Source organism: Enterocloster sp. HCN-30185, assembly GCF_037890305.1.
Lineage (GTDB): Bacteria > Bacillota > Clostridia > Lachnospirales > Lachnospiraceae > Enterocloster.
Genome location: NZ_JBBKBT010000002.1, coordinates 37,183 through 54,940 on the forward strand (window position 1 = coordinate 37,183; position 17,758 = coordinate 54,940).

General features: G+C 49.1%; 20 protein-coding genes. 19 read left to right on the plus strand and 1 reads right to left on the minus strand.

Translation table 11 applies throughout. The annotated features are described in order from the left end of the window. Window positions 1-199 precede the first annotated feature (199 nt). The 10 genes from WKT10_RS02490 to WKT10_RS02535 are packed head-to-tail and all read left to right on the plus strand — an operon-like array spanning window position 200 to window position 8,545. Window positions 200-2,686 carry a phage tail tape measure protein gene (locus WKT10_RS02490; protein WP_178302894.1) on the plus strand — a complete coding sequence of 829 codons (2,487 nt, stop codon included), beginning with the start codon at window positions 200-202 and terminating at the stop codon, window positions 2,684-2,686. Between the two features lie 2 nt (window positions 2,687-2,688). Next, entirely contained in the window at window positions 2,689-3,351 is a 663-nt protein-coding gene (locus tag WKT10_RS02495) for a transcriptional regulator (RefSeq protein WP_340275251.1), read from the plus strand. A 9-nt stretch (window positions 3,352-3,360) separates the two neighbouring features. Further along, complete coding sequence (locus tag WKT10_RS02500; protein ID WP_178302895.1) at window positions 3,361-4,110, plus strand: serine/arginine repetitive matrix protein 2; 750 nt, start codon at window positions 3,361-3,363, stop codon at window positions 4,108-4,110. 19 nt (window positions 4,111-4,129) lie between these two features. Beyond that, the gene (locus WKT10_RS02505; RefSeq protein ID WP_340275254.1) at window positions 4,130-4,501 is read left to right on the plus strand and encodes a hypothetical protein; all 372 of its coding nucleotides are present in this window, start codon (window positions 4,130-4,132) and stop codon (window positions 4,499-4,501) included. Then, window positions 4,501-4,917 carry a DUF2634 domain-containing protein gene (locus WKT10_RS02510; RefSeq protein ID WP_178302896.1) on the plus strand — a complete coding sequence of 139 codons (417 nt, stop codon included), beginning with the start codon at window positions 4,501-4,503 and terminating at the stop codon, window positions 4,915-4,917. The genes WKT10_RS02505 and WKT10_RS02510 overlap by 1 nt, the downstream gene beginning before the upstream one ends. Then, a complete protein-coding gene (locus WKT10_RS02515) occupies window positions 4,907-6,070 on the plus strand; it encodes a baseplate J/gp47 family protein (protein WP_178302897.1) in 1,164 nt (387 codons plus the stop codon). Before WKT10_RS02510 ends, WKT10_RS02515 begins: the two co-directional genes overlap by 11 nt. Before the next feature lie 9 nt (window positions 6,071-6,079). Further along, window positions 6,080-6,916: a hypothetical protein gene (locus WKT10_RS02520; protein WP_178302898.1), complete on the plus strand. Its 837-nt coding sequence runs from the start codon at window positions 6,080-6,082 to the stop codon at window positions 6,914-6,916. Continuing rightward, a complete protein-coding gene (locus WKT10_RS02525) occupies window positions 6,894-7,289 on the plus strand; it encodes a phage tail protein (protein ID WP_178302899.1) in 396 nt (131 codons plus the stop codon). The genes WKT10_RS02520 and WKT10_RS02525 overlap by 23 nt, the downstream gene beginning before the upstream one ends. Window positions 7,290-7,292: 3 nt before the next feature. Continuing rightward, on the plus strand, window positions 7,293-7,706 hold the full coding sequence (locus WKT10_RS02530) for a hypothetical protein (protein ID WP_178302900.1): 414 nt from the start codon (window positions 7,293-7,295) through the stop codon (window positions 7,704-7,706). Window positions 7,707-7,708: 2 nt separating this feature from the next. Next, window positions 7,709-8,545, plus strand: a complete 837-nt coding sequence (locus WKT10_RS02535; RefSeq protein WP_340275257.1) for a hypothetical protein — start codon at window positions 7,709-7,711, stop codon at window positions 8,543-8,545. A gap of 8 nt (window positions 8,546-8,553) precedes the next feature. Here the strand turns inward: WKT10_RS02535 and WKT10_RS02540 are convergent, their stop codons facing one another. Beyond that, the gene (locus WKT10_RS02540) at window positions 8,554-8,823 is read right to left on the minus strand and encodes a hypothetical protein (RefSeq protein ID WP_340275259.1); all 270 of its coding nucleotides are present in this window, start codon (window positions 8,821-8,823) and stop codon (window positions 8,554-8,556) included. 320 nt (window positions 8,824-9,143) lie between these two features. Between WKT10_RS02540 and WKT10_RS02545 the strand changes: the two genes are divergently transcribed. The 9 genes from WKT10_RS02545 to WKT10_RS02585 all read left to right on the plus strand — a co-directional run bounded on the left by WKT10_RS02545 (window position 9,144) and on the right by WKT10_RS02585 (window position 17,629). After that, on the plus strand, window positions 9,144-9,311 hold the full coding sequence (locus WKT10_RS02545; protein WP_340275261.1) for a hypothetical protein: 168 nt from the start codon (window positions 9,144-9,146) through the stop codon (window positions 9,309-9,311). Between the two features lie 73 nt (window positions 9,312-9,384). Beyond that, window positions 9,385-12,096 (plus strand): hypothetical protein, encoded by a 2,712-nt coding sequence (locus tag WKT10_RS02550; RefSeq protein WP_340275263.1) that lies wholly within the window; start codon window positions 9,385-9,387, stop codon window positions 12,094-12,096. Window positions 12,097-12,137: 41 nt separating this feature from the next. Then, entirely contained in the window at window positions 12,138-13,079 is a 942-nt protein-coding gene (locus tag WKT10_RS02555; protein WP_340275265.1) for a hypothetical protein, read from the plus strand. Continuing rightward, window positions 13,079-13,528 (plus strand): hypothetical protein, encoded by a 450-nt coding sequence (locus tag WKT10_RS02560; RefSeq protein ID WP_340275267.1) that lies wholly within the window; start codon window positions 13,079-13,081, stop codon window positions 13,526-13,528. Before WKT10_RS02555 ends, WKT10_RS02560 begins: the two co-directional genes overlap by 1 nt. After that, window positions 13,528-14,334 (plus strand): N-acetylmuramoyl-L-alanine amidase, encoded by an 807-nt coding sequence (locus WKT10_RS02565; RefSeq protein WP_340275269.1) that lies wholly within the window; start codon window positions 13,528-13,530, stop codon window positions 14,332-14,334. Before WKT10_RS02560 ends, WKT10_RS02565 begins: the two co-directional genes overlap by 1 nt. A gap of 457 nt (window positions 14,335-14,791) precedes the next feature. After that, complete coding sequence (locus WKT10_RS02570) at window positions 14,792-14,974, plus strand: AbrB/MazE/SpoVT family DNA-binding domain-containing protein (RefSeq protein ID WP_178302905.1); 183 nt, start codon at window positions 14,792-14,794, stop codon at window positions 14,972-14,974. A gap of 111 nt (window positions 14,975-15,085) precedes the next feature. Then, window positions 15,086-15,310 (plus strand): hypothetical protein, encoded by a 225-nt coding sequence (locus tag WKT10_RS02575; protein ID WP_340275273.1) that lies wholly within the window; start codon window positions 15,086-15,088, stop codon window positions 15,308-15,310. 76 nt (window positions 15,311-15,386) lie between these two features. Then, window positions 15,387-17,429 carry a glycosyl hydrolase 115 family protein gene (locus WKT10_RS02580; protein WP_340275275.1) on the plus strand — a complete coding sequence of 681 codons (2,043 nt, stop codon included), beginning with the start codon at window positions 15,387-15,389 and terminating at the stop codon, window positions 17,427-17,429. A 5-nt stretch (window positions 17,430-17,434) separates the two neighbouring features. Then, window positions 17,435-17,629, plus strand: coding sequence for a hypothetical protein (locus WKT10_RS02585; protein ID WP_317439833.1), 195 nt, complete (start codon window positions 17,435-17,437; stop codon window positions 17,627-17,629). Window positions 17,630-17,758: the final 129 nt, after the last annotated feature.

Below are 17,758 nucleotides of genomic sequence, written 5' to 3' on the forward strand. Positions count from 1 at the left end.
CATCTACGAGGCAGGCCGCCTGGAGATCCTTCATTTTGTGCCTCCGGACTGTTTAGGGCAGGCAGATCTTGAACACATGGAACTGGATGAATTTTTGCACTATCTGGCAATGGCGCGGTATATCCAGGAGCTGGAAAGCGCCATTATACAGCGGGGAGTAGTAAGTGCTTTCCCGGAAGAATAACAGAGGAGGGGAAGGATGGGGTTAGAAAGTGTATTTAAACTGTCCTTAATCATGTCCATGGTGGACAATCTGACCTCCCCGTTGTCCAAGGTGCAGGCAGGAGTCGGCGGCTCGGTTTCCAAGCTCCAGAAAATGGAGCAGGGGCTGGGAAGCATGACAAAGACCGGGATCGGTGTGGCAGTGGTCGGTGACCAGATCACGAAGGCTGCGCTTGCACCGGTCCAGGCAACGTTTGATACACGGAGGGCGCTGGGAGAGCTGTCCTCATTAGGTGTTAAGGATTTAAAGACCCTTGAACATGCAGCCACAGACTTCAGCAACACCTGGGCAGGTACGACAAAGGCAGAGTTCATCAGTGCTGCTTATGACATTAAGAGCGGTATTGCCTCGCTGAGTGATGAGGGCGTAGCACAGTTTACAGAACTGTCCGGCCTGACAGCCAAGGCCACCAAGTCTACCGTCGGGGAAATGACTTCCCTGTTTGCTACGGGTTACGGTATTTACAAGGACTATTACAGCGGCATGACGGATATGGAGTTTGGTGAGATGTTTTCCGCCGGGATTGCCAAGTCCGTCCAGCAGTTTAAGACCACCGGATCCGGGATGTCCCAAGCAATCGAATCATTGGGAGCGTCGGCTACCAATGCCAAAGTGCCTTTAGAGGAGCAGCTGAGTATCCTGGGTATGCTCCAGGCGACCATGGGAGGCAGTGAGGCAGGCACAAAATACAATGCATTCCTAAAGAGTGCTGCCAAGGGAGGCAAGGAGCTGGGGCTTAACTTCCTGGATGCCAATAACCAGCTTCTGTCCATGCCGGAGATCCTGGACAAGCTGCGCGGCAAATTTGGCGAGACCATGGATGCAGCGGAAAAGATCAAGATCCAGGAGGCATTTGGCGACCAGGAGGCTGTGGCACTCATCGACCTTTTGTACAATAAGACAGGAGACCTGCAGAACAATATCCTGTCCCTGTATGACAGCATGGGACAGGGCAGGGGAGTCGCGGAAGGAATGGCAGATGCCATGAACCAGATGGAGCCGGATCAGTTTACGGTCCTGCAGCAAAAGATCCAGAACGTCAAGGAAACACTGGGAAACAGCCTTATGCCGACGGTAAATGTGATGATCGACAAGGGAAGCCAGGCGGTGGATACCGTAGGAAGATGGGCGCAGGAGCATCAGGATCTGGTACAGGTGCTGATGCTGGTGGTCCTGGCGCTTGGCGGATTTTTAACTGTGGCAGGCTCCACGATTGCAGTTGTAGGTGCAGCAGGGCTGGTCTTTACCAAAACAGGAGGTATGGTTGTCGGGTTTATCGGACAGATCAAAAAGCTGCCGGATCTTTTGACAACGATACGGATATACGGTATGTATGCCGGGGATGGGGTAAAAAAAGGCTTCATGCTCATAAAGTCTGCCGGAGGTATTGCACTGGGCGGTGTCAAGCGGCTGGGGACCGGGATCTTTAACATGGGGCGTCAGGCGGTGACTGCGGCAACGACCGCAATGGCCCCTCTGATCACATCGGTCTGGGGGTTTACGGCAGCCCTCCTGGCCAATCCGGTTACATGGGTTGTTATAGCCATGATCGCCCTGATCGCAGTTCTGGTACTGCTGTATAACAAATGTGAATGGTTCCGGGATGGAGTCAATGCTGTGTGGGATTCGATCCTCTCCGGCGGCAGAGCGGTGGTGGATTTTTTTGGCGGGCTCTTTGGCGCTATTGGTTCCGGGATCAGCGCTGTTTTGGGAGCAGCAGAAGCTACCGTAAACGAAAAGCTTGGAAATATGCGGGCCGCATATGAAGCGCACGGAGGCGGCATCACCGGCATAGCAGCGGCTGCGATGGAGGGAATCAAAGGCTTTTATACGGCCGGTTTTACGTTCGTTGATAATCTCACTGGAGGAAAGCTTTCCGCGATCGCGGGTAAATTTACCGGCGGGATCAATAACATTAAGAATACAGTGACCGGTGCAGTGTCCTGGTTTAAGCAGTCAGGTGCAAAGATCATGGATACCTTCACGGAAGGGATCCGGTCTGCGATCAACAAACCGGTGGAGGCAGTGAAAGGCGGGCTGCAGAAGATCCGCAATATGCTTCCCTTCAGTGATGCGAAGACGGGCCCGCTGTCCACACTTACCCTGTCAGGCAGGAGGACCATGAGTACCTATGCCGAGGGGATCAAGCTGGCACAGGATCTGCCGGGACAGGCAGCAGATGCAGCGCTTTCCAATGTCCGCAGCCAGATGTCCAGTGAGGGGATTGAGACAACCAGGGAACCGGTACGGACGCTTCCAAGGGATACTGCCCGTACAGAGAAGGAAAACGTAGTAGAAGAAAAGACCGAAGACAGGGGCCTGACCATCAAAGAACTCCACCTGAAAGTAGATTTTAAGACGATCAAGGAGCTTCCCGCACTGCTGAAACTGCTCAAGGAGATCGAGGAATTTGCCAATGGCAGCGGATCCCTTCCGGGTGATGTTGTGATCGAGGAGGGATAGGCATGGTATATCAGGATGACCAGACGGTCAAGATCGACGATGTGATCCTGCCGGGGCTGGTCAAAAGCATGGAGATTAAAAATGATGCACAGGTGGATGAGCAGGAGGTTGAAGGGCAGAGCAAAAAGCCCAAGCAGGCGACCGGCTATGAGGATGCCAAGATAAACATAGAACTGATCCTTGAGGATACACAGGATGATGCCGGGACAGTCACTATGACCAGGATGCAGAAGCTCCAGCAGATACAGGCGCTGTTCCGGCAGCCGGGCCAGGCCCTGCCCGCAGTCCACCAGATTGTATGCGAAGATACCGCAGTCCGGGGGATTTCCCAGGTCATACTTAAAAATATGACCCATAAGGCGGAAAACAAAAAGCAGCAGATCACAGCCTCCTTAGAACTGTGGGAATATAACACGCTTATAATCTCCGCGGGCAGATCGGCAAGCAACAGCGGTGCCAAAAAAGACGCATCTGTGTCCACAGGGTCTATGCTGAATGAAGACTATAAAAGCTATCTTAAGGATGACAGGGGGACAGCCCCTGCCAGAAAAGAAACAGAACGTGCAGCCGGTAAGCTGTCACAAAGCCCGCAGAAAAAGGCGGCAGCCCAGGTAACCCCATCGGCATCAGCAGGGCTTGGCCGGATCGAAAAAATGCCATTTTAGGAGGCGGATATGGAGTTGTTTTATCCAGGGATAGGGGTCCAGATCGGCGCCTACTCTATCAAAAAAGGGATCGAGATCGAGACCTGTTCGGACGCAGAGTCGTACTTTGACTGGGCCAAGATCCGATTTACCGACCCTTACCAGACCCAGATTGGGATAGCAAAAGGGGATGAAATGAGCATCTATCTGGGCTACAGCGGGATCATGGAGGAAGTTTTTACCGGATATGTAAGCAGCCCCTACAACCGGGCACAGGGGAAAAATGAGATCCTGGCAAAAGATGAGATGCAGCGTCTGGAGGGAGTCACTATATCAGAGACATTTCTGGATGTGACCCCTCAGGAGATTGTCCGGTATCTTCTGGAGGTGGCAGGGATAAGCAACTTCCAGATCTCACAGGAGGTCTACCAGCCGAAAAAGGTCGTGCCGGTTGCACAGAAAAACGGGATACAGGTTTTGGAAGAGATCCGTAGGCTGTGGCAGATCCAGAAGCGGTTTTATTTCTCAGGCGGGGTATTTTACTGGTGTACGAACCCGGAGCAGAAGCAGACCTATCTGTTTGAGTACGGATCCAATATTATCCGCCTGGAGCGGAGCATGGGATCATGGGAACTGGAAACGGTATCCATGCCGTTTATCCATCATTCCCAGACGATCAAGGTCATACATCCCGCGTATACAGGCAGTGCCCTGGTAAAAAAGGTTTTATTTAAGACAAATGATGCCGGTTTTATCCGGACATATATCACGTTTGATTGAACAGTAAGGAGGCAGCCGGATGGGAGGAATGCTGGAGAACATGATCCGCGGGGTCATGGAGAGGAAGATCGGCGAGGAATACCCGCAGGCACAGCTCCCGCCCGTCATGCTGGCACAGGTCAGTGCCGTTTCTGAGTCAGGAAACATAAAAGAGGAGCACAGGCAGGTGCAGGTGGAGCTGGAGGACGGGCCGAGGACTGTAGAGACAGTGATACGGAAAAAAGGTTATGTGTATTCCCTCCGCATCATCGGCAGGGACGGGGAGCCGGACAGCCGGTATCCCGTGATCCCAGGAGTACGGTCACTGATACAGGCGGATCCGGGCGATACAGTGGCGGTTGCTATGCTTTACGGGGCATTGGACCCTTACATCATAGGAGAGGTGATTTGATGGCAGGACTGCATGATACAGACATCCGCCTGTCAGAGGACTGGCAGCTCACTGCATCCAGTACAGGGGATGTCCCCCTGTGCAGTGCCAGGGACTGTTTCTTGCAGGATATCCGGCTGGAGGCAGTCACGACACCGGGAGAGGTATTCTATAATCCGTCCTGGGGCTGGGGATTACAGGAGTACCTGCATAGGGAATATGACAGCATGGCCCAGCTGGAGATCAGCCAGAGGATCCGGAGCAAACTGTCAGAACGTCCGGAAGTGGACAGCCCTACAATCGAGGTACAGATGGAGTTTACAGGGGACCGGATAAGGATCGATATTTATTTCCGGTTTGTGGAGGAGAGCGGGCAGGAGCACCTGCAGGTATCCATTGACCGGGTGCGCGTGGAGGTGGTTGACATTGCTGAATGAAAAAATTTTGGACGAAGTGCTTCCCGTGCCGGAGCTGGCTGAACTGAAGGATCAGACCGTGGAGCAGTTAAAAGAGGAGGGCTTTGCAGTCACCAACTTTTCTGCCGGAGGAGTCTTTTACCACCTTATGCTGATCGCCCTGCAGGTACGCATTGAGCTGGTCCAGCTTCTGCGCATGGTCCTTGGAAATATGTTTGTGTACTCTGCGTCTGATGTGTGGCTGGAGCTTAAGGCAGCAGATTTTTCCAAGCGGCGCAAAGCCGCAGTTAAGACTCAGGGCAAGGTGACCGTCAGCCGGACAAGCCCGGATAAACAGGGCAGTGCTGCCATCGGTGAGGCAGTCAAGATCGCAAAAGGGTATATCTTTAAGACAGCCAAGGATCTTAATGGTGAGGAACTGCGTTTTTTCGTAACAGAAACGACCATCCTGCAAAAAGATACGGACAGCGTGGAGGTGCCGGTTGAGGCAGAGCAGCCGGGGGCAAAGTACAATGTGGGTCCGGGGCAGATCAACAAGTGCCTGATCTATTTAGACGGAGTACAGGGGATCACAAACAGATCCGGCTGGATCACAAAAGAAGGGGCGGATAAAGAGGACCTTGAGAGCCTGCGGTCCAGGGTACTGGGAGCATGGTCCGAACTGTCTACCCTTCCGACCCGTGATAAGTACAAAAATGTCTGTGAGGCGGTGCCGGGTGTCCTGGCAGTAACGGTACATGACCAGCATCCCAGAGGACAGGGAACCGTGGACATCGTGGTTACCAGTACAGCGGGACAGGCTACGGAGGGGCTTCTGGATGCTGTACGCAAGGCAGTGGATACCATAAAAGGGCCCTATGATAATGTACTTGTCAAAAGCTCAGAAACCGTGGAGCAGGATATCTCTGTTACCGTTACGGTTCCTTCCGGGCTGGATACCACAGGATTAAAAGAAATCGCGGAGGCAGGGATCATGCAATATATGCAGATCGGAAAGCAGCGGGTACTGTATGAACTGTATACATTCGACCTTGCCTGTGCAGTCAGGGATGCGATCAAGGGGACGTACCAATACAAAAATATCCGGGTGACGGTTCCTGATAAGGATGTGATCCTGGACAATGACAAGGTGATCACACTGGGAACCTGTACAGTGATGATCGAACAGGGGTAAGGAGGCAGAATGTTTGACAACTATGCGGATTATATGTACAGCCTGCTGACAGCCCCTTTGAAGCAGGTAAAAAAGGCATCGAACCAGTTTTATCTTTTCTTTAAAGTGGTTGGTGCCCTGTATGACCAGACAGTCCAGGATATCCAGAGAGTCCGGGAAGAGAGCATGGTGGCAACGGCCAGCGAGATCATGCTTACAGAGCACGGGCGGGATCGGAATATGCCCCGTCTGGAGAATGAGTCTGTGGAAGATTACAGGATCCGTCTGGCGATGAAAGGGATCCTGGCAGAACAGGCAGGAACCAAGGCAAGCATCGAATTATGCCTGAAAGCGTTCAGCGCTGCGGGAGAAGTGATCCCATATCATACCATCGATCCTGAAAGATGGGCTGAGTTCCTGGTCCGGATCCGGCTGGATATGGACCACAGCTACATCCCTGTGGAGCGTATGAGGGAACAGGTCCGGGAGGTCAAGCCTGCCAGTGCCAGGGACAACTATCAATTTATCATGCAGGCAACAGGCGGAGGCCATGTGGATTACCGTGTCCTGATCCATATGGCGATCAAGGGATATTCCTGGAAAAACCAGAACCCCCTACTTTTAAACGGCCTCTGGCTGCTGGATGGAAGCATGGAATTAAACGGATACAATGACCAGAAAGAAATGCAGGATTACGGTATCCGGATCCGCATGGGGATCACCGGCAGGGTACGGCTGGCCGGAGCTGGCACGATGGACTGCCAAAATACACTGGATGGAGAATGGCTCTTAGATGGCAGCCGGAACTTAGACGGCGGTATTTACTATAAGGAGGCAACGGATCATGTCAAAGCTGATCACAACTAAGATCGGGCTTAAGAAGCTGTGCAAGGCACACGCCGGGGCGATCACCCTCCCGCCTATCACAAAGATGGTATGGGGGTCTGGCGGGCTGGATGAGGGAGGAGATCCCAAGAATGTAACGGGCGATGAGACAGGGCTGTCGGCCCTGCTCCTGGAAAAAGAAATAGATGGATATGATTTTGTCAATGAGTCAGAAACCTCCTGCTGTTACCATGCAACGATACAGGAGGAGGAACTGGTAGGAGAGGCGATCTCGGAGGTGGGGCTTGTGGATTCTGAGGGCGATCTGGTGCGTTACAAGACCATGCCCGCTTTTATCAAGCCGGATGATGTGGCATTACAGTATGATCTGACGGAAGTTTTTGAGGAGGAATAAAAAGTGGCAAATTGCGAGATCAATGGCAAGTTTACCGACCAGATCCCCAAATGGGACCGTAAGACAAGAGCAGACGGCAATGAGATGGGTGGAGTAATTGAGCTGCTTGTCAACAATGATGTCAACTTAAAGAAACGGGCGGAGCTGATGGCAGGGGAGCGGCAGGCAGCCTTCAGCGCAGCAGGCTGGGGAGACGGCCCGCCATATACCCAGACTGTACAGGTGGAAGGGATGAAGGATACAGATAAGCCCATTCCGATGTTTGTGGATGACGGTACAGATGAAAAGGACAGCAAGGGACGGAAAAAGGCTTATGGCTGTATCTCCCATTTTGACAGTGCGGAAGGATCTGTAACAGCAACGTGCCGGTTTAAAAAGCCGACAGCCGATTGTACGGTTAATTTTAAGGGGGTATAGGGATGGCAAGATTTTATCCAGTAGGAGGCTCTGGTGGGGTTTCAGGGAGTGATGACTGTACCGGAACAGCCGCAGAACTGCTGAAAGGCTACACGGGAATACTGAAAGGATCAGATGATGAACCGGTTCAAGGCAGCCTGGAACTGACAGGGAACGCCCAGGCAGCCCATGTGCTGAATGGAGAGACGTTTTATACGAACAATGCCAAAAGCAAACAGACTGGCACCATGCCCAACCGTGGCGATTACAACGGCTGGGGCAACAGCAAGGGCAATGATGCAGGCAATCAGCGGATGTGGGTCAAGGTTCCTAGCGGATATTACAACGAGAACGCCAATGTGTTCCTGTCATGGGAGGATATCCGCAACATGGCGGGGATTACGCCGGAGAAGATCAAAAAAAACGAGCCGATAATGGGTATTATCGGAAGTTTCCAAGGTTGGGTTGGCGACGCAGGTGATCTATATATTAATGGTGCGAATAACGCAGGTTTTACATCTATAAGTGGGGCAGGCTTCCTCCAAGACCGAATTTCTGTTGGTGGAACCAGCATTAATATAAAGGCTTCAAAAAGTTATACTATAACAACTTCTCAAAGGTTATACATACAAGGAGATGTATATGGGAGTTTTGGTGCTGGACAATCGGGTTATCACTACCTTGAATTGAAAGATGCCATCAGTGGTAGCACTGTAACTTCGATAAAAACAAGTGATGCATCTACAGGTAATGGCTTTTCATTCCCTATAAGCAGAAATATTACCTTTACACCATGGATTATTTTTCCATACGCTGCCAATGGTTGGAGAGGTTCTATTACTCGTATTTATATAGCTTGATTCGTTTATTACGCAACGGCTATCTGATAAATCCAACCGTTGAATGCTGAAGTTGACCAAGTTGGATCGGAATCGCTCCCACTAGCATCGTTATAAAATTCTGTTTCTAAAATAACTTGTAATATGCTAGTTGCCGCGTAAGATGAGATATTTAATTCCATCATATACATAGTATTGAGATTTCCACCGAATGAGGCCTCAGCAATTTTTGTTGATTCGTTGTAAATATGGAATTTAAAAATATAGTTAGAATCGCTGTAATGTTTAATCTGATCCACCAAGAACCATATCCGAAGTTTTGAATACGGGACAAAGTTGAAAGCCCCTGACGATATAATTTTGAAATCCGAGTCTCCATAAGGACTTTTTACGCCAACAAATCTCAGCCCACCCGATTCGTTTGTAACATTAGTTCCTGTGAAATTATAAGGATTTTGACCACGATTATACAAATCGGTGGGACCAGCTACATACCCCTCAAAACTTCCGATAATACCCATTATCGCAAATAAGGAAAGGAGATGATTCAAATGATTACATAATCAATTAACAAAACCAGAGCAACTACTATTATATCTAAATTATGGAGGACAAAATTATGGCAAACGCAACAAACAAACATCAGGACAAAAGAACAGCAGAGCAGAGACACAACGATACAGCCCAGAAGGCAAGACCCAAGGGCGCGCAGGATAATGCTTATGTTACCACTGGCCCAGCGACCGGTAAGGAAGACGAGAGAGCGGTAGGCACGGAAGATAAGTAATCTGTGCGATAGCGCAACACAGACAGGCTCTGGGACAATCCTAGAGCCCTTTTTGTTGGAGGTAAGAGGTAATATGATTACAGCAGTATTTACAGATGGTGATGATTGCGTCTGGGCTTACGGCCTATGGCAATGGGACTATGGCCAGCAGCTCCGGATTGAGGGACTACACCTTCCGACGGTGGTGGAGATTCATTTTTCGTTACAGGAAGCAGGCGGAGAGGCCGTCCCCCGCGTGGGAGTGACCAAAGACGGCGTAACAACCGTCACGATTCCAGACAGTATGTTAGAGGGCACGGATGCCGTAAGGGATTATCAAGTCTACGCATGGGTGTACCTGTCAGACCGGACATTCGGCGAGACCACTAAACAGATTATGATGAAAGTCAAGGCAAGATCTAAGCCAAAAGCCTTTGATGCACCCGGAGATGGTGAGATATTCCATGAAGCCATTGAGGCCGTCAATGACGCTGCCAAACGGGCAGAAGAGGCCGGTGACAAGGCTGTATCCGCTGCGGATGAGGCCAAGGCAGCAGCCACCCAGACAGCGGAGCATCTGCAAGCAGTACAGAAACTTTCGGAACAGGTAGAGATCAATGCCGACACTGTGGCGCAGGATAAGCAGACTGTAGCAGGGATGCTCTCCCAGACCCAGCAGGCGGCCTCAGATGCGGCGTTATCAGCACAGGAGGCTAAGTTATCAGAGACAGCCGCAGTACAGGCACAGGCGGGCGCTGAGGCGGCTGAGGATGGGGCAAGACAGTACGCTGAGGAGACAGGGGCAGACCGTCAGGCAGTTGCCAATGATAGGCAGGCAGTCAGCCAGATGAGGGAAGCAGTGGCGGCAGATCGTCAGGCAGTGGAGCAGACAGCTGCGCAGTTTGGACAGACCGCTCAAGACGCCCTTACAGCCATAGGGCAGGCTCAGAGCACGGCTGTGGGAGCTGTTGAGGTCGAGGGGCAAAAACAGACCACAGCAGTACAGGAGGCAGGCACACAGGCAGTCAATGAGGTTACTGAGGCCAAGACTACAGCAGTGCAGGCAGTCACCACAGAGGGCGATAAGCAGACCAAGAGGGTTGAGGATGCGGCTGCCGGGATTGTGGCGGATAGGGAGCAGATCAACCAGAATAAGGCTGATATAGCCGGCCTGGTGGAAGGGATGACCGATCTGGCACCGGCAATCCTTAATACAGCGTCCGGCTCCGTCATTACCGCCGATGATGCTGCAGAGGGTCGTCCGTTTCGGGGGCTGAGGGTGTTTGGACAGACGGAGCAGCAAAGGACTACAGGAGCACAGCTATTTGATGCTAAGACATTTCTCAAATCGCAAATCGAAAAAGGTGTTGTGTCAATTAATAGTGACGGCAAAATTGTATTAAACGGTGTAATTGATGCCAATAATAGAGCTTTTACCGTTACACTACAACCCGGTACATATACTTTATCGGCAGACAAACCGTCTACTTGGCACATCATAGCACCTACTGATGGGGTATTTAATCAAAAAATAACTGTGGACGTAGAAACAACTTATAATTGCTATATAGCCAACGGAACTTATAACAATATAGAAACCACCCCTATGATTAATGTTGGCTCTTCGGCTTTGCCATACGAACCCTACACCGACGGCAAACCATCCCCCAGTCCAGAGTATCCGCAGGAGATAGTGAGTGTTGGGGAGGACGGGAGTATTACGGTGGAGGTGGGTGGAAAGAACCTGTTTGATGCAGACAGATTAAGTAACGGAAATTTTGTAGAGTTTCGTGGAGTCGAGTGTTACAAGTACGTTGATACAGACAAAGGTTTTGCATTTGATTTTTCCAAGAATAACTCAGCAAATCAATTGACATTTACGATAAAAATGTATCGAGAAACAAATCTAAACAACGCCGCTGGTTTTAGATTTGAATATTCAGATGGAACTAATGAATCGCACAATATCAAGCACGATACACCGAAAACAGTGGTGACGACTAAAGGAAAAATTTTGAAAAAAATTACAAGCATGCACGCTTATAACGAGGTGTGTTACATAGATCTGTCGGTTACGCAACTCGAGTATGGCACTGTCCCAACTCCCTACGAACCACCACGCATTCCCCAGACCCTCACCCTTCAAACCCCTAACGGCCTCCCCGGTGTACCAGTCAGCAAGGATGGCAACTACACAGATTCGGACGGTCAGCAGTGGGTTTGTGACGAGATTGACTTGGGGCGCGGGAAGTATGTGCAGAGGGTGAATAATTTCGTATTTAATGATAAAGCACTTTTTAGTGTTGATATTGAAGCTAAACACGAAAACAGTATTCTCATTAACATTCCTGTTACAGATGCTTCTAACTTTAATACGCTAGGTGCAAATTCGATGCTATGTGACAGGTTGAAAGCATGTGAACATAATATATACAGTATAGATGAAGTTTCGTGCGGATATACTGGCGGAGCAAACTATTTGAGAGTTAGACTTCCAATATCTGCTGGCACAGAGATTGAAGAAATTAAAAATTATCTGGCAGACAAATCTTTTAAAATTTTGTATATCATCGCCACCCCCATCGAGCGTGATCTCACCCCAGAAGAGATTGCCGCCTACAAGGCCCTGCGGACATATGGCCCGACTACGGTTGTGAGCAGTGACGCAGGGGTACATATGGAAGTAACGTATGTAGCAGATACGAAAAACTACATACGCAATCTGGAACAGCGTTTAAGTGCCAAGTTGGTTAATATCCAGTCGGCATTGATTAGTCAAAAAACCAGTGGGGGGGGGGGTATTTAACAATAGCCGATAGCTCACCACTGCCAATAGAAGAGTTTTCCATGACTGGCAAAACGGAACAGCGGAAGATGAGTGGAAAGAACCTGTTTGATATTAACAGTTTAAAAAAATATGAGGTAGACAATAACGATTTAAAAGCATCTGTCGATAATGACAAAATAGTCTTGGAAGGAAAGGGAGTTACGACAACGGAAGTAATTTTCTTCTGTTTGAATAAAACTGATGATTTATTAAAACTTAATCCCGGAAAATATACACTTTCTTTTAAAAGTAATATGCCGATGGGAACTGCTCATAAAAGTAAGACTGTCGAGGCCTTTGCTATTATTAAAAAAGCTGATGGTTCGAGTGATTATTCATCAACTGGAAGCAAAGGATGGACAACATTTGATATTGCAGAAGGCGATATGATGTATTTTCGTTTTGATATCAATAACGGAACTATGACGGCTGAATTTTATGATATCCAATTGGAATACGGTTCTTCTGTCACTGCCTATGAACCTTATACTGGCGGTCAACCTTCTCCATCACCAGATTATCCTCAGTCCATCGAGTTGGCAGACCAACCCATCACCGTCACGATTAAGGGCGGTACGGAGAGCCAGTCCATCATTTTAACGCCGCCCAGACCATTTACCAAGTGGGACAAACTGGAAAAGGTAAATGGTGTGTGGTGCTGGGTATACCAGAGCGCATACACTCCATCTTATAGTACAGAAAACATTGCAACAGAGTATTATTCCACAACAGGAGAGTTGAGCGCAGGGGCAGAAGTGTATTACAAGACAGATGCTCCAGAGAATATCCCCCTCACCCCATCCGAACAGGCTCAGCTCAACGCCCTCACCATGTATGCAGGCACCACCGAAATCACCAACAACGGCGGCTGTACCATGGATTTAACCTACACCGCAGACACCAAAACCTATATAGATAACAAGTTAGCGGCTATCAGTGCCGCTATGATAGGAGGTACATAATGTACGATATCATTAAAAATGTAATCACGTCCGGAAGCTATGAGCTGACGGACATCCTCAAAAAGATTGACACTATCTGGCTCCAAGGCACCCTCACTGAGGAGCAGCGCACGGAATTGATTGATCTGGCCCGCACCAGTGCAGACCCAGAAAACAGTTATGCGCCACTCCAGAAGCAGATTGACACTCTGTATGCCAATATGACCGAAATGGGTAAGACGATCCTCAGCCTGGCTGACAAAATTACTAAGATGGAGGGCGGTAGCATGATGCCGCCAGAGACAGAGGAGTATCCTGCATGGGTACAGCCTACAGGTGCACATGATGCCTATAACACAGGCGATAAGATGACATACACAGACGGTAAGCGGTATATCTGCCAGATGGATAACTGCGTATGGGGGCCGGATGCGTATCCGGCTGGCTGGAAATTAGCGGAGGAAGAGTAATGGAGATAAGACGAGAGATTAAGCAGATAAACTGTTACGCAGGTCAAAACCGCCCAGCATGGATTGTGATCCACGAGACGGACAACTACAAGATGGGTGCCGGTGCCCTTAAACACTCCGAAGCCCATCGAAACGGCAACCTGTCCACCTCTGTGCATTGGTATGTAGACGATACGGTGGCTGTACAGACCTTATATTACAGCGACGGTGCCTATGCAGTCGGTAGACAGTACGGTACGCCTCTGGTAGCAGGAGTAACCAACACAAACAGTATCAATATTGAGATCTGTGTCAATCCAGACTCTGATTACGATCAGGCCCGTGCAAACTGCATTGAGCTTGTGCGCCAGATTATGGCAGAGCTGGAGACTGATGCCGATCATGTAATCCGGCACTACGATGCCAAGCGCAAGCACTGCCCCCGTAAGATGCTGGATCAGCCGCAGTTATGGACAGACTTCAAGGCGGCGTTGTCAGAACCTGTAAAGAAATCCGGCTGGCAACAGGAAGATGGCGGTTGGCGCTACTACCTCGGCAACGGTCAGCCAGTCCGAAATGACTGGTACTGGCATGAGGGCAAGTGGTACTGGTTCGACGGCTCCGGCATAATGGTGCATGATACATGGTACAAGTATAAGGATCATTGGTACTATCTGGGCGCTGACGGTGCCATGGTAACAGGCCAGCAGACCATTGACGGTAAGTGGTACATCATGGATACTGAGGGCCGGATGATTGCAGAGCCGGTGACGCTTACTCCGGATCAGGATGGAGCACTGAGATGGCCGGGGCTGGCGTATGATTAAAATGTAAAAGAGAGTGGGGACTTAAAAAGTTTCCCACTTTTTTAAAATTATTTTAGATTCTTCTTGACTATTCGTAACGAATATGTTATAATCTTATATAGAAAGGAGGTAATAAGAAATGTCAAAACAAAAGAAAAAAGAAAAGCACCAACTTGAAAAAGTAGCTCTTATAGTTAGCATAATCAATATGGCGACAACCTCGATATGCTTAATCTATACGACCTTCTTCAAATAGGTGCTAGGCGGTGGAGATAATCTCCACTGCCTTCATTATAAGACATTTCCGAAAGAAAGTCTATGAAAAGAATAATATTACTTACAAATTTATCAACTCTATGTATTTGGAGTTACTTTGCAGTAAAAGAAATCAATGTTGTAAATAGTATTGCATTACTGGTAAGCATTATTGCCAATGTTGTTACATGGTTATGGATTCTTGCCGCAAGAGGGGAAACTGATGGAAGTAAGAGACGCTAAGGTAATATTTAATAAATCAGGTGGGACGAGTAGTCAAGGAGGATACACAACTAGAGTTACAATCCCCATCAGTTGGATTAAACAGATGGGGATTTCTCCAGATGACAGAGAAATTACGATAAGTTTTGATGGTGAAAAAATCATCATTGAAAAGAAACTATAAACCCAAAATAGAAAAGATTTAAGACAAGATAGATGGCAAAATTTTTGTCATTTATCTTGTCTTTTTTTGCCAAAATTCTTGTCCGGCTACACTGAAGCAGGGGCAAACCATGTGATGGAGAAGGGACTGGGCGATCCCAGGGTGCTGGAAGCAAATAAGGCTGTGCTGAATTACTCCAAATTCCCGCTGGATCCCAAGTTTGATTCCAGCAATTTGATGGCATCTCCGGATGGCGTTTATGAAAAAGTATTCGGAAAGCTGTCAGCAGGAGAATGTGACGCTGCACAGGCGGCAAAAGAACTGGTTGACGGCGTAAAGGAAACATTATCAGAATAAAAGTAAAAGGCAGGGCCTGCTTTCCGTTTGTGAAGGCAGGCCCGGATTGTCAGATAGAAAGAAGAAGGAAAGAAAGATGGAAAAAATAACACTGGATTCAAGGATATATTTCGATCAGGGCAATCTGGCAGTGTGTCTTGCGGTTGAAAATTTAAAGCGGGATATGAGCCGTGTTCTGTGTCCGGGAGAGGATCAGATGATGAGGGGAGGCGTAAACGGTACCCCCATCCGCCTTGTAAATGCAGAACTCCCTCCTGAGATGTGGGAGCTGGAATTAAAGAAGGGGGAGTTTCTTTTGAAGGCCGGATCTCCTCTTGGCTTTGTATACGGTATTTATGAAATAAGCCGCAGCTTTTTGGGCATACAGCCCTTCTGGTTCTGGAATGACCAGGCATTTGAAACGAAGCCCTTTGCAGAGATCCCGGATGGGTTCTATAAAAGATCAGAGCCCTTTCGGGTAAAACTGAGAGGCTGGTTTGTAAATGATGAGGTTCTTTTACATACATGGAAGGTAAACCGGGATCCGGCAGAGCCCTGGCGCATGGTGTTTGAAGCCCTGCTGCGTCTGGGGGGAAATATGGTGATCCCGGGCACAGACAGGAATGCACACCGCTACAGAAAACTGGCCTCTGACATGGGACTGGCGATTACGCATCATCATGCGGAGCCTTTAGGGGCAGAGATGTTTGCCCGTGCCTATCCGGCTCTGAATGCCTCCTTTGCGGAGCACAGCGACAAATTTTATACGCTGTGGGAGAAGGCTGTGAAAGAACAGAAGGATATGAATGTGGTATGGAATCTGGGATTCCGGGGCCAGGGGGACTGCCCCTTCTGGGAATCGGATCCCCGGTATGATACGGATGAAGCCAGGGGAGAGCTGATGAGCCGCCTGATCCGGATACAGTATGAAATGGTAAAAAAGGAAAATCCTCAGGCGCTGTGCTGTACGAATCTCTACGGTGAAACGATGGAGCTGTATAAGAAGGGATATCTGCAGCTCCCGGAGGATGTGATCCATATATGGGCGGACAATGGATTTGGAAAAATGGTTTCCCGCAGGCAGGGAAACCACAATCCCAGGATTTTGGCCCTTCCGGAAAAAAACAGCGAAAAAAAACACGGTATATATTACCATGCATCTTTTTATGACCTTCAGGCTGCCGCCCAGCTGACGATGCTGCCCAATTCGCCGGAGTTTGTGGAAAAGGAGTTAAAGCAGGTGCTGGAGCAGGGGGCTGACGACTACTGGCTGATCAACTGCTCCAATGTAAAGCCCCATGTATTTATACTGGATGAGATCGCACAGCTTTGGAAAACAGGAACACTGTCAGAGGACTGGGCAAAGGGGTATGCGGCCCGCTATTTTGGTGAAAAGGGAGCTGCTGAAATTGCGGCCCGTTATCTGGAGTTTTCCGGCTGTGCTGTCAAATACGGGCCAAATGAGGATGACCGGGCAGGAGAACAGTTTGCCAATCATGTACCGAGGATCCTTATGACACAGTTTATACAGGATAAAAACAGCTGTGCGCAGGCATTTTTGTGGGCTTTCAGAGCGGATACCTTAAAAGAGCAGGTGAGGTGGTACGAGGCTCTGTGCAGACAGGCAGTCCGTTCGTATGGACGCTATCTGGAAGCGTGCAAAAAAACCGCCCTTGGGCTCTCCGGACGGGCCCGCAGGCTGTTTGAAGATTCTCTGCTTTTGCAGGCGGATATTTTACATGGCTGCTATGAGGGTGCTCTGGAGATATGCAAAAGCCTGCTGTGCGGTTTTGGCGGAGATAACCTGGGAGGTTTTTACCATGCAGGAAAGGCGGCGGAATCATACCGGAATACAGATGGGAGGATGCGGGCCAGAGAGCATGGAAAATGGCATGGCTTTTATGAAAATGAGTGCCAGGCCGATATCAAGCAGAGCAGCTGGGTCGCGCAGACCCTGATGGGATATTTCAGAGTTTTGGGAGACGGGCCTCATTTTTATCAGTGGCAGAGGGAATTTTCGGATACAGAAGAAAATAAGAGAGTAGTCCTGATTTTAAATATGGAAAACCATCTGACGCATGAGGAACTGTATGAGCGGATGAAGGAAAGATGGGAGGAAAATGAAACCGATGGAAAATAAAACCGATGGAAAATAAACGTCTGCATATAGAAGCAACGGAGGAAGCCATTACCGTATACTGGGAAAAAATGGCAGGAGAACAGGGACTGCGGTATCGGATTTATCTGAATGGAACACAGGCGGCAGAAACAGAGAAAACACATGGAACATTAGAGGGATTAAAAGGACAGAAAAGAACGGGGAACCCAAAGAAGAACTGATCTGGGAAAGCAGCTGTACGGTACGTACCCCGAAAAGAAAACGCCGGATTGACATTACCCAGGCTCCCTATCTGGCAAAGGGCGATGGAAAGGCGTTAAATACAGCAGCCATACAACAGGCCATAGAGG

Bases quoted from the DNA above. Each gene is read 5' to 3' on its own strand.
- WKT10_RS02560 (WP_340275267.1), top strand. From the start codon at position 13,079: ATGTACGATATCATTAAAAATGTAATCACGTCCGGAAGCTATGAGCTG.
- WKT10_RS02565 (WP_340275269.1), top strand. From the start codon at position 13,528: ATGGAGATAAGACGAGAGATTAAGCAGATAAACTGTTACGCAGGTCAA.
- WKT10_RS02585 (WP_317439833.1), top strand. From the start codon at position 17,435: ATGGAAAATAAACGTCTGCATATAGAAGCAACGGAGGAAGCCATTACC.
- WKT10_RS02505 (WP_340275254.1), top strand. From the start codon at position 4,130: ATGGGAGGAATGCTGGAGAACATGATCCGCGGGGTCATGGAGAGGAAG.
- WKT10_RS02525 (WP_178302899.1), top strand. From the start codon at position 6,894: ATGTCAAAGCTGATCACAACTAAGATCGGGCTTAAGAAGCTGTGCAAG.
- WKT10_RS02555 (WP_340275265.1), top strand. From the start codon at position 12,138: ATGACTGGCAAAACGGAACAGCGGAAGATGAGTGGAAAGAACCTGTTT.
- WKT10_RS02490 (WP_178302894.1), top strand. From the start codon at position 200: ATGGGGTTAGAAAGTGTATTTAAACTGTCCTTAATCATGTCCATGGTG.
- WKT10_RS02500 (WP_178302895.1), top strand. From the start codon at position 3,361: ATGGAGTTGTTTTATCCAGGGATAGGGGTCCAGATCGGCGCCTACTCT.
- WKT10_RS02535 (WP_340275257.1), top strand. From the start codon at position 7,709: ATGGCAAGATTTTATCCAGTAGGAGGCTCTGGTGGGGTTTCAGGGAGT.
- WKT10_RS02520 (WP_178302898.1), top strand. From the start codon at position 6,080: ATGTTTGACAACTATGCGGATTATATGTACAGCCTGCTGACAGCCCCT.
- WKT10_RS02545 (WP_340275261.1), top strand. From the start codon at position 9,144: ATGGCAAACGCAACAAACAAACATCAGGACAAAAGAACAGCAGAGCAG.
- WKT10_RS02570 (WP_178302905.1), top strand. From the start codon at position 14,792: ATGGAAGTAAGAGACGCTAAGGTAATATTTAATAAATCAGGTGGGACG.
- WKT10_RS02510 (WP_178302896.1), top strand. From the start codon at position 4,501: ATGGCAGGACTGCATGATACAGACATCCGCCTGTCAGAGGACTGGCAG.
- WKT10_RS02495 (WP_340275251.1), top strand. From the start codon at position 2,689: ATGGTATATCAGGATGACCAGACGGTCAAGATCGACGATGTGATCCTG.
- WKT10_RS02580 (WP_340275275.1), top strand. From the start codon at position 15,387: ATGGAAAAAATAACACTGGATTCAAGGATATATTTCGATCAGGGCAAT.
- WKT10_RS02550 (WP_340275263.1), top strand. From the start codon at position 9,385: ATGATTACAGCAGTATTTACAGATGGTGATGATTGCGTCTGGGCTTAC.